Below are 13,397 nucleotides of genomic sequence, written 5' to 3'. Positions count from 1 at the left end.
CCCCGCCGAGGTGTGTTGCACCTCCTCGGCGGGGTTTTTTTTAACTACGATTTCTTGCGAGGTAAGCGATCAGCTCGCTGCGTTCGTACCCGATTCTGCCTCCCACTTTCGTGGCAACGATTTCGCCGCGGTGGCGTGCATCGCGTAGCTGATGGCCGCGGATACCGAGCAAGCCAGCGGCCTCGGCCTCTGGGTACGCCAGGCGATCGGTAGAACCGCCTAGTAAAGCCATCTCGCGCACGACCTCGGCGACGACTTCGCGCACAAGTGGCTGGAGTTCGGTAGCATCGATCGCGAGATTCATTGCTGAGGTGTTCTCCAATTCGCGGCCACAGGCGATCCCAGTAACTTCACGCGAACAACGTCGGTTTCGTTCACGAAAACAGCGGTTCCGATTCGCACGGCGGGAAGGGTTCCGGCTGCGATCATGCGATCGATCGTCGATATCGAGCGATTCAGTCGGCGTGGTAAGTCAAGACGAGGAACAAGGACCGGGTCGCTAGTAAGCATTTTTGCACCTCCGATTGGTTGGTGGAACGATCGAGAACAATAGCAAGGTCGCGATACCTTATCGCTATTTTTGAGCACCTGTGATTACTGCTGAAAATAAAAAAAGCCACCGGAATCCCAATAGGGACTTCGGTGGCTTTGTTAAGTCAGGTGCCGCTGCTACTAAATTGTGCTGTAGATAGTGACGCATGAGAAACCTCGAAAGGAAAACGTGGCCAATCCAATATTGGCCTCTCACGCATCACGCACGTAATATAGAATCAAGCCTAGCGGGCGTCAACGCTCCCCAAAGAGTCGAGCAACATCGACACACTGTGACACTCAATTTGCACTCAATAGGGGGGCGATAGTGGCCTACCATCGCCGAACACGACGACAGAAAACCACTGCAAACCTAGTGGTGAATTGGAGTGAGTGAACGAAAGTGCAGTATGTACAAATTACTACGAATCCGAAGGTTGCAGGTTCGAATCCTGCGGGGTGTGCTTTCTTTTAAGTGCTACGCCTGATTGAGGTTAGGCGGACTTCATGGTTACCTGCTGCGGTGGTTTGCCACTTATTCTCACCCGGCTTCTCACCTGCTAGCCCAGTCGAGACACTTCGGTACGTTGGTGTGTCATGCTCCGGCTATTCTGCTTGGAGCTGATGATATTATCCAAGAGACGATCTGGCAGGTTGTCAACTCGACATAGCAATAGCGCCCATTCTGCTAGCTGGCCGTACTTGAGCAGAGGTTAGTCTGTTTAGTTGACGGAAGCCTCGATTGTCTTCAATAAAGTTGCTTCGGAGATCCATGGGGGATACGTTGTCCTGTTACCAAGGTGGTCTTTGCGTGTGTTCTGATTGGAGTTGCGGTAGCTGTTGGTTTGCTAATCGCCATGCGTTTCGACTGCCAGTGAATCCTTGTGAAACTCAACGTCAGCGGTCTTCAAATCACCATGCGATACACAGGCTACTTCTTCATTGTCGCTGTTCTTGTTCTCTTCAATACGCCGGCCGGTGCCGTTGAGCCACAGGCATCGCCTTATGGTGTCTGCTCGCATTTGGTCGGGCACGAGTTCGATCAGCACGAAAAAACGATGCGGCTAATGCAGACGGCTGGCATCCAGTGGGCTCGGGCCGACTTCTCCTGGTGCGGCGTGCAGCCTGCCCCTGACACTTGGGATTTCAAACGCGTGGATGTGCTGCTTAGTCGTGCTCCCCAGCACAACATTCAAATCCTTCCGATTCTTGATTACAACAATCACTTCGCGGATCCCGCCTGGCAGCATCTCGACGAGTGGGAGCTCTACGTACGAACGATGGTGGAGCGGTACCAAGATCGTCTTCCGGTTTGGGAGATTTGGAACGAGCAGAATGGGGAGGGCTTTTGGAAGGATCCGAACCCCGAGCATTACCTGGCCCTGCTGAAGCGAAGCTATGAGACCATTAAGTCGGTGAATCCTGACCTCAAAGTTGCGGTCGGCGGATACGCGGGCATCCCCTATGACTATATCGAGGAGCTCTATCAACTCGGTGGAGGCCAGTGCTTCGACATCATGAACGTCCATCCCTACAGCCATCCACTTCCCCCCGAGCAGAATCTTGAAGAGAGCCTGCAACAACTTAAGGATCTCATGGCTAAGTATGGCGACGATAACAAACCGATCTGGGCGACGGAGATCGGCTGGCCAACCCATGAGCCGGAATTCACTTCTCCGGGACTATTGCAGGAGGCCCTGAAATGTGTGCTGCCCGAGAAAAGTGCCTATCGAATCGTTTGTATCAAGGATCCCGAAAGCGACCTGCCCGCCGCGCTTATCAAACGGCGGATTGCCGACCATCTTCCCGCGAATGGCGTCATCGAAGTGCTCGACTATGAGACGCTGGCAACAGCTCTCGACCGTGGTGACATCGATGTTGTGGTGATGCCGCCCAGCGAGAACTACTACTTGGATGGATTCGACCGCATTGTTCGCTACGTGAAAGAGGGCGGGACGGTTGTCGATCTGCAAGGGATGCCCTTCTGGTACGGCTTCACGAAAAACGAAAAGGGAGCGTGGGAGAAAACCAACACAACCAGTTACAACAAACTTCGCATTCAGGCAGAGGCTTGGTGGTACAACAAGGGAATCATTCCGGAAGAGATGACCGTCGAGTACGCTGGTCCAGTCGCGAATCTGCCTGACCAACCGAAGAAGATCATTGCCACCCGTTTTCTGCAACCTTATCAGTTTAAGGAGGGAGATCGTTTCATCCCTCTGCTGCGTGGGAAGAACGAGAAATACACCGGAACCGCCGCGGCTATTTTTGATTTCGACAGCGACTGGAAAGGGGCGGTCATCGTCAACGCGCTACGTGAAGGGGAGGGACTTGTTGTCAACCAAAACGGCCAAGCGGAGATGCTTACCCGCTCTCAGTTGATGGCCCGGCGTTGTGGCGTCGAACGCATCTTCTGGTACGAGTTCCAGGCGCCGGAGCAAGACCAGCACGACAAAGAGTCGCATTTCGGCATTGTTCACAACGACTACACGGAGAAGCCGGCTTACTCTTCCTACAAGACGCTGACGAGCCAGTTACCCGCCGGATCCACCTTCACGCACTCCGATTGGCACCGCACCGACAAGTCACTTTATTATCCTCAATGGAAGCTGACGGACGGGAGCTCCGCCGGAGCCATCTGGTCGTATAAAAGCTCGGGAACCATCCGTGTTGAGTTCAGCGGTGCCCGGCCAAGCTTCACCACGCACACCGGCAGCCCGTTGTCCCCCTCGTTTTCCGTCAACACCGCTGTACTGGATATCAGCAGCGCCCCCGTTTACTTCCAAGGTGCGGAAATTAAGTCGATCGATGCCGGGTTCTGAGATTAGGCGGATGATTCACCCACTCCGTCAAGGATGTCCCGCAATTGAACGCAACCAGAGTGGATGCATGCTTCCCAGGACAGCTTGCAAGTGCTGGACGAGAGCTTGTTGGTGAATCGCAGAGAGTTCATTTGGCTGGGGGAGATGTTGTTCGTTTTCGCTTGACGGGGCAGACCTATCGCGTTGTGATGAATCCCGACGAGGCGGAACATCGCCCGTAAAGCAGTTGGGAACCACTTCCGCAGAGCACTCTACCGGGTCTATACGTGGGCTGAGATTGAGCCGATTTACATCCGCTGTGGGCGAAAACGCTGCCAAAGGTGATAGCGGACCAGTAACGTCCGAGACGGATTAAAGTGCGAGCAAACACCCCGCCGCCTTGATGACTTCGGTCATGCCAGGAAACATTAGATCAATTCGACTACAATCGGGGCTTCGTTGTAGGTAATTGGTGTCGTTTTCGCATTGGAAGTGACGTGAGTTGCTCTGGCTTGTAAGGAGTCTCTTGTAGATGGCACGATTGAGCGAGATTGAAATCCGCGAAAGTCCGCTCACGTACACGAATCAGCGGAGTTGGTCATTCCATCGTACGGGGCATCACGTTCGTGAGTTGCTTCGTTACCACCTTGGTCGCGGATACGAACTCGATGGTTCGGCAAAGTTTAGTGTCATTTTTGGGCCGCGGCCCGAGAATGAAAAGCCGCTTAATACAGTGCTCGGCGTAACATGGTGTTACATCGAAGATTTCGACGTTGAAGACTACATGCTTCGCCCTGTCGAAGTACAGCAGGAGTCCATCCTCACTGAATTAACGAAGGCACTTCTCGAAGCCGCTAATACAGTAGGGTCCGATACCGCCGCAATAACTGACGCGGCTAATGCAGTACGTGAGAGTGGCTTTGCGGAAGAAATCACGATCGACAAACTGGCCCGCACGACCGAGGATCGCAAGCTGCGGGTTCGCGTTTATCGTTGTCTCGGTCCACGGGTAGGTGAGTATTGGGAAGCAAAAGTGTTTGATTCCGATAATGCGGTATTAGGCAATGAACCGATGACGGCCTGTCCTCACTACCTCAATTACACTGATAGATTCTCAAAATCGACAATTGGCGAGGCCCTGTACCAAATCACAAGCAATCGGACGGGAGCAATCGAGTACACGCTGAATCTCTCGCCATACTTGGACAACCGCTGACATCCTGCCACATCATTCGTGAGACGTCATCCAACTCCGCCCCCGCTTCCTTGCTCCAAATGGTGTGCATGTCACTCTGAAACGTCAGAGATTTCAGAATCTCCAGTTCGACCAACTCCCGTGCATAAGATTTCAACTGTCGGACCAGCGTTGAAATTGAGTTTGTAGTGAACCCAGTTGGGGCCATCCCACGCCTCACTCTGGTCTATGTGAGCCTTCAACCACTCCGATTCGTGGATCACGTGCGTTGAGTCAAAACGCTCCTCGCGTGATAACGTATACTCCGCAAGTTGGTAGCGCAATCCGATTGTATTCTCAAACCTGACTGACACAGGTTGCTCTCGCCAGTCAGTGAAATCGAGTACCAAGTGCTCCCCGTTGAATCTGAACGATACATTATCGGCATCCGCAACGGAGAAGCCGAGGTCAACTATTTCGGCACGATCTGGCATGATTCCACTTTCACAATTCTCTGGCTGGGCAAGCTAACCCGACAAGCGAGAGTTCAATTCTAACGACTCAACACATGCCGGGCGATGCGAGTCGCATCCCGTCCCCGCATCTTCACTCCGAATGGCACACTGGTCGCTGTGGGGAGAGAACCAGTCTGTGCGAGCTGGGATGTGCGGCCCGCGCCGCTGACGTACTCTACGTCAGTCTCTCCAGTTTCCGATAGGCTCGATCGAGTGCCCTTTCTCGCCGGGGTAGGAACACATTCTTCACCCAATCCCTGTGCGGTGGAAGTGTCTTGTCGGCTCGGGACTTGGAATCGAACAACGGGCGAAAGCCGTGCCAGTGGGCGTGCTTGCCGCTTTCCAGGTACTCTCGTGCCTTAGTAATTGCATCTTCAAGGTGCTCGATACGGTCCAAGAGTGCTTTCGTCTTTGAGTCCATCGCGGTCTCGCTGTCGAGTTTGTTCCCCTTGTTTGACACGAACACGGCCTTCTGGGTTCGGAGGCAGTGAAAGCTCGCTTCATACTCCTGGTTGGTGGATACTAGATTGGGTGAGCTGCTATACTCGTGGTCTCATATGTCGGATCAGCAGGGGGAGGTGACTACGTGTTTAACTGGTTAAGAAATCAATTCAGAAGGCCCACGCAATCCCCAAATGTCCAGATGGAAGATCCGCCAGTGGTAGCGGTCACACGCCCATCGTGCAACTGTCTGAATGCGCAATACAGCGGCGGACGATGGCCTAACCTTGCACTTCATGGCGAGGTGCAAGACGAGCGGGCACCTGCTTGGATTCAGTTGCTAGAGCTGATCGAACAAGCAGCAGCAGATGGGCGTGAGGAGTTCGCACCAGGGCGAGATATCGACCCGCATGATTGGACACAAATCGTTACGTTGCCCGCGTCTATTGCCAAATTGACTCGCGTTCGGCGGCTCACTCTTTATGGCAGTAGTTTAGTCCGCATACCTCCACAGATCGGAGAAATGGCGGCACTCGAAAATTTCACTCCATACACCTCCTATCGGTTGCATTGGTTGCCGTTCGAGATTACCCGCTGCAAGAGACTGATTGACAGCACTGTGAGCACGCGGGCTCTATACGGCAATTACAAGTACCGTCCACCTTTTCCGAATTTGCCCCAATCCGCACTCGATGCAACTCCGGAAACATGCAGCTTGTGTAACAGACCGTTCGGCGACTCGATTCCTCACCAAGTTTGGATCTCCCTCAAGGTGGCGACTGATGTGCTACCGCTGCTCGTTCACGCATGCTCGAAAAAGTGCCTAAGCCACCTCCCTGGCACGCCTGAGAGGTACGTGTCTGGACCACACCGAGGAGGCCCTAATGTTGCCCAGCCGCCAGTTGGGCTCTGCTAGAGCGTTGCAGCCATCGACTTCCACTCGCGGATTTCTAACGCGATGGACGTTTCAGAAAGGCGTGGAAAATTGCGTTGGCTAAAACATTCCACCACCCCCGAAACCACCCCCGAATCCACCTTGGCCCCCGATCCCGCCGGTGTCGCTATCCTCGCGGTTCTCTACTCGCTTCGTTTTGCTCTTGGCGCGAGTATCCCGCTTCTTGTCGTTCTGGTGATGCTCTAACGGAATGGCAAACCGATGTTGCTTGGCGAGTCTCAAGGCCGAGAGGAAATCTTGTATCTCCTGGTGTACTTCTTCTCGGTGCCTGACAATAAACAAGCTGGGCTGCATTGTCGCGATGGTGCCTTCGCCGTTACTCCAGCCATCCACGCAGCAGGTCGCCTTGAGAAGAGTTGTGAGATGGGCGATGTCTTCCGGTGATTGAGCACCCCCTTGTTGCTTGGGAGCAAAATCGTCGTGCTGTTTTACTTCAAGAAGGTCGCCTACCGGATAGATGGCGACCAAAGGCCAGCTGTAAGCTTCATCCTCACTTGCAATCACTACGGTATCGTGCGCGATGATGGTGGTTAAATCGACCTCTTGCAGCATGATCTTTATTGCCGCACCTAAGGGCATCTCGCTTAGGTGTGTATTGATCTTTTCGTCTGGTGAAAGCCCCAAGTCATCGAGCGAGGGAATGTCTAGCAGTACTTTAATCTTGTATTCATTCCGGACGAAATCGGCCACTTCCGATAGCGGAGTGTCCTGAAACTGCAGGCCTTCTTTTTTAAGTGGCTGCGCCAGAACTCGTTGTAATTTGTCGACTGCTGGGGATGCCCAAATTACTGGTACATCCGGCCGATCTGCTCTCGCCGCGGTGTACAACCCCGAAACTCCAAAACGCGCGTCAAGCGTTTGGCCGAGTACTCGCTGACCACCACCGATGACTAAGGAGAGGTTGGCTGGAAAAGGGCGTACTTCCGTTTCGGATCCAGTCTCGTCCAATGCGAGGTTCGGATTGCTTTCCACAATCTTGTCGATTATCTCCCCAGACCGATCATCCTCTGCCCGAACCGAGTCATGGCCTGAGAGCCAATATCCAGCAAGCAGCAAGACCACGCTAGCGACATGAGCGTGCTTCATTGAACAATCTCCCCGAGGAGTCACGAATCGAGTAACAGCCGATGTAACGATTATACACCAAGGGGCGAGATTCTGCGTTCTACTTGGTTTGCGACTGGATTTGTTCCATCGCTTCGGCAATCCAGCTTGCACGCTAGTCGTCCGGTGCGAGTGCGATAAGGCATCGAGCTAAGGCATGTCTAGACTCTTCGTCACCGATGGTTACAAGTACATCGAGGGCCTGTTTCCACACATCGGGGTGTTCATCCATGAGCGTTGACGCGAGGAACGGAATGGTCTTCGGAAGTCGATGTTACCCGATGATCTCAAGTAACTTAGCGCGGTGCTCATGGTTCGTGGAGTAGGTGAGTTTATCGACGAGCAAAGGCACAATTGCATCGTCCGCCTCAACGAGCGTGGAGGAGGGTTTCTCGTCGCCACGGTAATGGGCGACCAGTGTCTCTGCGATTCATGGTGTAAGTGGACACGTCGTCTAGAGTCTTATGTGTGGGTTGGTGTGCAGATTCATATGAATGAGCATGTGTTATACCAATTTGTGAATTAACGCCGGTGGCCAGGCATTCGTTGAACGCGGCTTGGGAATACTCTCCGCTTTGGACGTAGGCGACCTAGTAGCCAGAGTGGAAAGACGATGAAACTGGCGATGTCGAAGGCTGCCGACCAGGGGATCGCTTGGTCTTCCTTGGCTTCTTCGAGTCCGTCGGCAATCCAGACTGGGTCCTCCGTTGCGAGAACCGACGCATACCCGTTGGTATCGAGAAACTGTTGTACTTGCTCGACCGTGGCCAGACTACGCAACGCTTGGTAGCCAGCGTAATCGAAGTACATGCCACGCAGTCCGCGATGCGACAGTTCTTCCAGTAGCGAGTTGCCAAGGTGTGTGCTCATCCTGGGAAAGCCTTATCGAGCAGGCGGAAGGAGTGACCGTGGGAAGACGATGACGACTTTATTTTACGCAGGACATCCGGCTGTGCCTACAGTGCAGAGGGCACGTCGTCGTATCGGTTTGTAGGGAGGAACCCCTCCCGGGAAAGCTCAGCTATCCCAAACCAAGCAGCACTTCGGAGAGTTCAGCGACCGACTGCTGGTCGACCACCCGTAGCTGGCCGGCGGTGAGGCGTTTGAGGTCGCAAAGCTGCGCGGCGACTTCGGGGGGGATGGATTCGTCTTGTGCGCTCGTTGCTGCGCCGGCGTGTACTTGCTGGCAGCCTGTGAGTGTGACGATCTGGGCGACGTTGGCCGCGGTGACTCCGCCGCCTGGCATTACTTCGATGCGACCGTTCGACTGAGCCACGAGTCGGCCGAGGGAGTCGGCCCCGTCGATGGCATTCGCAGCCCCGCCGGTGGTGAGCACCCGCGTGACTCCGAGATCGATGAGCGTGTCGAGCGCTGCCGATGGATCGCTAACCGAGTCGAACGCGCGGTGGAACACCGTAGAATGCTCTCCGGCTAGGTCGACTAGCTCGCGTGTCCGCAGGGAGTCGATTTCGCAGGTCGGTGTTAAATAACCAAACACCACCCCTACAGCTCCTGCATTGAGGGCGAGTTCCGCATCGCGAAGCATGCAGCGATGCTCTTCGGGCGAGTAGCAAAAGCCACCTGCACGAGGGCGGAGCATCACGACCACCGGCAGGTCGACTGCGTCGATCACCTGTTCAATAAGCGCCAGCGATGGGGTAAGGCCGCCAAGTTCGAGGGCGCTACAAAGCTCCAGTCGGTTGGCTCCAGCGCTGGCGGCTGCGGTGGCGTCGGCCAGCGAGCCAACACAAACCTCAAGCTGCACGCGTCGCGCTACTGGGTGGTTCACGACGGGGTGCTCCTCGCTGGTTGCCGGCGATAGGTGGCCAACAGCAGCAGGGCGGCAACCAGGCTCACACTACCGAGCGTGATGCACACCATGGTGTTGCCAAACAGTGCGTAACCGACCGCGAACAAGGCCGCGTAGATTCCAATGCAGCCAAGTACCATCCGCAAGATGCCCAGCGGCAAGCTCTCGCCGGGGCCTGGCCCAGTAATTGGTTGTCCAGCTTGTTCGGCGTCGCGGTAGACCTTGGCCCAGCCTGGTCCGGCGGGGCGAATCAGGCGGCAAAAGCTCTCCAGCGTTTCGCGCGACTCAGCGGGAGTGAGCATGATGGTAAGCATCCAACAGCACGTGGTGATGAGCACGCCTGCGCAGAGTTGCTGCGAGTCGCTCAGCAGGTCGGGACTCCATTGAAAGAACAGAGCGATAGCAAACGATATCACCATCGCCACGATCTCGGCATACGCGTTGATGCGCCACCAGTACCACCGCAGGATATAAATGAGCCCAGTGCCTGCTCCGACTTGTAGCAGGATGGTAAAGCCTTGCTCGGCGGTGTTGAGCCATAGCGCGAGCAGGCTGGCCAGCAGCATCATGATGATGGTCGACACACGCCCCACCCGAACCAGGTTGCGGTCGCTCGCGTTGGGCTCGATAAATCGTTGGTAAAAATCGTTCACCACGTACGACGAGCCCCAGTTCAGGTGAGTCGAAATAGTCGACATGTAAGCGGCCAGCAGCGAGGCGACGATCAGGCCTTGCCAGCCTTCAGACGCGAAGGTGAGCATCGCGGGGTAAGCCAAGTCGTTGCCGAGTTTGTCTTGGGCAATGTCGGGGAAGGCGATTCCCAGATCGGTCACGGTTGGAAAAACCACCAGCGAAGCGAGCGCGACCAGAATCCATGGCCAAGGGCGGATCGCGTAGTGCACGGCGTTGAACAACATGACTGCCCCGACCGCGTGGTTCTCGTTCTTCGCCGCGAGCATCCGCTGAGCCAGGTAGCCTCCGCCGCCTGGTTCGGCGCTCGGATACCACATACTCCACCATTGGACCGAGAGCGGAATGATAAACACCATTAGCAGCGACTCACGGGCGTCGGGGTTCGACCAATCCCAGGCGGGCACAAGGTTTAGTTTGCCAACGACTCGCTCGTGGGTGAGCAAGTTCGCCAGGCCGCCAACATCGGGATGGTTGACTGCAAAGTAGGCCGCGGCAACTGCCCCGCCGATCGCGACGACAAACAAAATGCAGTCGGTGAGTATCACCGCGCGAAATCCGCCGGTGGTGCTAAACAGTAGTGTGGAGAGTCCACCCCACAGCAGGACCTGAATAGGCGTGAAGCCGAACATCACTTGGCCGATCTTGATGGCCGCCAGCGATACGATGGCCATCACAATCACGTTGAACACCACCCCAAGGTAAATGGCGCGAAACGCCCGCAAGGCGGCCGCTGGTGGTCCGCTGTAGCGAAGCTCGTAGAACTCCAAATCGGTGGTCACGCCGGAACGACGCCAAAGCCGCGCGTAGAGAAACACGGTGAGCATGCCTGTGAGAAGCAACGCCCACCACCGCCAGTTGCCGGCAATTCCGTCCTGGCGGACGAACTCGGTAACCAGCCCAGGCGTGTCGGCCGCAAACGTGGTTGCGACGATCGAGATGCCAAGCCAAACGCCCGACATGCTGCGGCCGGAGAGAAAAAACTGGCTCGCGTTCTTGCCGGCCTGACGGGCCACCGCTGCCCCGACGCCAACAGCGACCGCGATCACAGCTAGAATAATCGCCCAATCGATGGTTGTAAGTTGCATGGGCCTCGGCAGGCAATCTTGAGGACGCGTCGCGTGGGTCCCCCCCACGGCGGCAGCAAGTTTAGCACATGCCGAGTTGTGCCGACCACCCCTTCTGGCGAAGAGCAAGTTCTACCTGTTGGTGGATCGAGGGACCAAGCGTCAGGGTTGCAGCAACCCGTAGCGGCCTACTTTTGTTCCATCAAGGTTTGGTCGAGCGAACTGTCTCAGGATTGGTCGACTCGAAATCTAACGGGGGATACGTGGTCCGCTCGAGTGTCCTCCAATCGAGCACCAGGTGTTGTTTGCCGTGCTGCAGTGTTACGCGTTCGGCGGGGAAATCGCTGTGGATGAAACGGTTCTCATAGCGAGGATAGTCGTGCAGCGGAATGGGAGCGTCGTTCTTCAGTAGCGGGCCATCCCAGCCAAACGCAAGCGCTCCCTGGCTCGGCGAACGATAGGTGACCTTGCGATCAGCAACGCTGATCGGCGCGGCGGTAAGACGATCGGCAAACTTCTCGAACGTGCCATCGTGGGTCTTGCAGCCGAGTTCGCAGATCCAAACGCAGTCGCGACCATCGGCGATGAGTTCCCGCTGGTAGTCGTCTCCCAGCTGATCTTGCCAGTGCGTCGGTTGCGACGACCAGAGAGCGAGATACCCTTCGCCGCGACGGGCGAAGACCCAATCGTCGCGCTCAATAACTTCATCGAATCGATCGCGGGGAAGCCAGGCGTGGGTAAAGTCGGCCGTCTCGGGTACGTAGAGCGATGGCGTTTGCTCCAGGTGGTAGATGACAATCACGACGTTCTCGTGCTGGGCGGCCCGCGGCAAGGTACCACTGCCGGTCCAGTTGTCAGGCGTGGCCTTGGCGTTGAGCACCGGATACGTGGTAAAGCACATCGCGTCGGGCCCTAGGGTTGCTTGCCATATGGAGTGCTGATCGCCGCCGAGTCCGGCGCGGTAGTCCTGGGCGGTGCTAAGCATGTAGTCCGCAGTGCGATACGTGTAGATGTTGACCTCTTCACGCAGATTGCGCGAGATGTCGACCTCGTACTGCGTAGCGAGCGCCGAGAGTTGATTGGTGCGTTGGGCCTCTCGAATGACCGCTTGCTGTTTCGCAAATGGTTGGAAGAACTTGTTCTGCCACCAATGGAACTCATCGAGCATGTTCACAAACAAAGGAAGCGTTTTGGGGTGGGCGTAGGCTTCGAGGCTGAGCCATACCATGCCGTCCTCAGGAGTGTCGAAGCCGAGGCCCCACCGCGCGGCTTCGTCGACACGGATGCCCATGCGCTGGCGACTCACCATGCCTTGCTGGTTGGGATCGTTTGCAATCGAGTACAGCACCTCCGGCATCTGGTACTTGGGACTGAGGACCATCGAAACACCACTCATCGAACCGCTGCGAAACTTGCCGGTGCCGAAGCAAAGCTTGTTTACGGTCGAGGTTCCCTCGCGAAGGGACGATTTCTTATGCGACTCGTAGCTTCGGCCATGCGTGCAAGCCAGACTGCCATGGAACTGGTTGCACGCGATATCGGCGAGCATCAAATCGAGCACCATCGTCGCTCGCTGGGCGATCTCTTCGTCTTCGGAGAACTCAATCAGACTGAGCAGGGCGGCCATGTCGGCATCGTAATAGACGTTCGAAAGCCATTCACTGAAGCCGGTTCGATACCGCAAATCGAGCCAACGTAGGACTCTGGGGCGATGCTTGGCCATCAGCTCTTTGCCGGTCCACCCAGAGTTCGTAAATGTTTGCTCGGGATAGAGTTGCCCCGCCAGGTATCCTGCGCTGGCGAACAGGATGTGGTGATTCTCCGACCAGGTGCACATCGAATCGACGCCAGGTTCGTCGGGCCAGTACTTGAAGTCGAGCACCGTGCGTTCGGCCGACCCGATGAGTTGGCGGCTGAAGGCCGGGGAGTCGTGGTACTGGTACAGCATCCGCAGGATGCTATGCAGCGCAAAGTCGGCCGTGTCTTCCCGGCGATCGATGCGAAGCAGATTGCGGTAGATCGAACCCTCCCACACTGGCAGGCCGCGCTCCGCCAGGACGAGTTGACTCCAGACGCCGGATTGTGGGTTCTGCGCAGCGTAGCGGAGGAATGCCTCGCGGCGGGTTTCGGCGAATGCTGAGAACGACTGCTCGCAGAACGTATCGTTGGCATCTGCTTGAGGATAGCCGGCCGGAGGGGGGAGCTTGGCTAACTCGGCATAGCGGTCCGCCTGCGATTGCCAATCGCCAGCCAACACCGAACTGACCAGGCCGATGGCGAAACCAAGTGCGGCCATCCTAGTGATCGTA

At 56.1% G+C, this 13,397-nt stretch carries 8 protein-coding genes; 2 read left to right on the top strand and 6 right to left on the bottom strand.

Annotated features, from left to right (window positions below; all coding sequences use genetic code 11):
- Positions 1-40 precede the first annotated feature (40 nt).
- Positions 41-304 carry a helix-turn-helix domain-containing protein gene (locus Pan181_RS17160; protein ID WP_145248494.1) on the bottom strand — a complete coding sequence of 88 codons (264 nt, stop codon included), beginning with the start codon at positions 302-304 and terminating at the stop codon, positions 41-43.
- Between the two features lie 1,144 nt (positions 305-1,448).
- On the opposite strand from Pan181_RS17160, the gene Pan181_RS17155 reads away from it, so the two are divergent.
- Together Pan181_RS17155 and Pan181_RS17150 are read left to right on the top strand one after the other, a co-directional pair.
- Positions 1,449-3,353 carry a beta-galactosidase gene (locus tag Pan181_RS17155; RefSeq protein WP_197528450.1) on the top strand — a complete coding sequence of 635 codons (1,905 nt, stop codon included), beginning with the start codon at positions 1,449-1,451 and terminating at the stop codon, positions 3,351-3,353.
- Positions 3,354-3,864: 511 nt separating this feature from the next.
- Entirely contained in the window at positions 3,865-4,548 is a 684-nt protein-coding gene (locus tag Pan181_RS17150; protein ID WP_145248490.1) for a hypothetical protein, read from the top strand.
- 1,908 nt (positions 4,549-6,456) lie between these two features.
- On the opposite strand, the gene Pan181_RS17140 is transcribed toward Pan181_RS17150, so the two are convergent.
- The 5 genes from Pan181_RS17140 to Pan181_RS17120 all read right to left on the bottom strand — a co-directional run bounded on the left by Pan181_RS17140 (position 6,457) and on the right by Pan181_RS17120 (position 13,384).
- Positions 6,457-7,503: a hypothetical protein gene (locus tag Pan181_RS17140; protein WP_145248488.1), complete on the bottom strand. Its 1,047-nt coding sequence runs from the start codon at positions 7,501-7,503 to the stop codon at positions 6,457-6,459.
- Between the two features lie 540 nt (positions 7,504-8,043).
- Positions 8,044-8,391: a hypothetical protein gene (locus tag Pan181_RS17135; protein ID WP_145248486.1), complete on the bottom strand. Its 348-nt coding sequence runs from the start codon at positions 8,389-8,391 to the stop codon at positions 8,044-8,046.
- Between the two features lie 151 nt (positions 8,392-8,542).
- Entirely contained in the window at positions 8,543-9,310 is a 768-nt protein-coding gene (locus Pan181_RS17130) for a copper homeostasis protein CutC (RefSeq protein ID WP_145248484.1), read from the bottom strand.
- Positions 9,307-11,109 carry a sodium:solute symporter family protein gene (locus Pan181_RS17125; RefSeq protein ID WP_145248482.1) on the bottom strand — a complete coding sequence of 601 codons (1,803 nt, stop codon included), beginning with the start codon at positions 11,107-11,109 and terminating at the stop codon, positions 9,307-9,309. Before Pan181_RS17125 ends, Pan181_RS17130 begins: the two co-directional genes overlap by 4 nt.
- Before the next feature lie 181 nt (positions 11,110-11,290).
- Positions 11,291-13,384: a hypothetical protein gene (locus tag Pan181_RS17120; protein ID WP_145248480.1), complete on the bottom strand. Its 2,094-nt coding sequence runs from the start codon at positions 13,382-13,384 to the stop codon at positions 11,291-11,293.
- Positions 13,385-13,397 lie beyond the last annotated feature (13 nt).

Origin of the sequence: Aeoliella mucimassa, from assembly GCF_007748035.1 — a bacterium.
GTDB lineage: Bacteria > Planctomycetota > Planctomycetia > Pirellulales > Lacipirellulaceae > Aeoliella > Aeoliella mucimassa.
This window is presented reverse-complemented; position numbering and strand designations above follow the sequence as displayed.

Coding starts and splice junctions, on each gene's coding strand:
- Pan181_RS17120 (WP_145248480.1), bottom strand. CDS start 13,384: ATGGCCGCACTTGGTTTCGCCATCGGCCTGGTCAGTTCGGTGTTGGCT.
- Pan181_RS17150 (WP_145248490.1), top strand. CDS start 3,865: ATGGCACGATTGAGCGAGATTGAAATCCGCGAAAGTCCGCTCACGTAC.
- Pan181_RS17160 (WP_145248494.1), bottom strand. CDS start 304: ATGAATCTCGCGATCGATGCTACCGAACTCCAGCCACTTGTGCGCGAA.
- Pan181_RS17135 (WP_145248486.1), bottom strand. CDS start 8,391: ATGAGCACACACCTTGGCAACTCGCTACTGGAAGAACTGTCGCATCGC.
- Pan181_RS17155 (WP_197528450.1), top strand. CDS start 1,449: ATGCGATACACAGGCTACTTCTTCATTGTCGCTGTTCTTGTTCTCTTC.
- Pan181_RS17125 (WP_145248482.1), bottom strand. CDS start 11,109: ATGCAACTTACAACCATCGATTGGGCGATTATTCTAGCTGTGATCGCG.
- Pan181_RS17140 (WP_145248488.1), bottom strand. CDS start 7,503: ATGAAGCACGCTCATGTCGCTAGCGTGGTCTTGCTGCTTGCTGGATAT.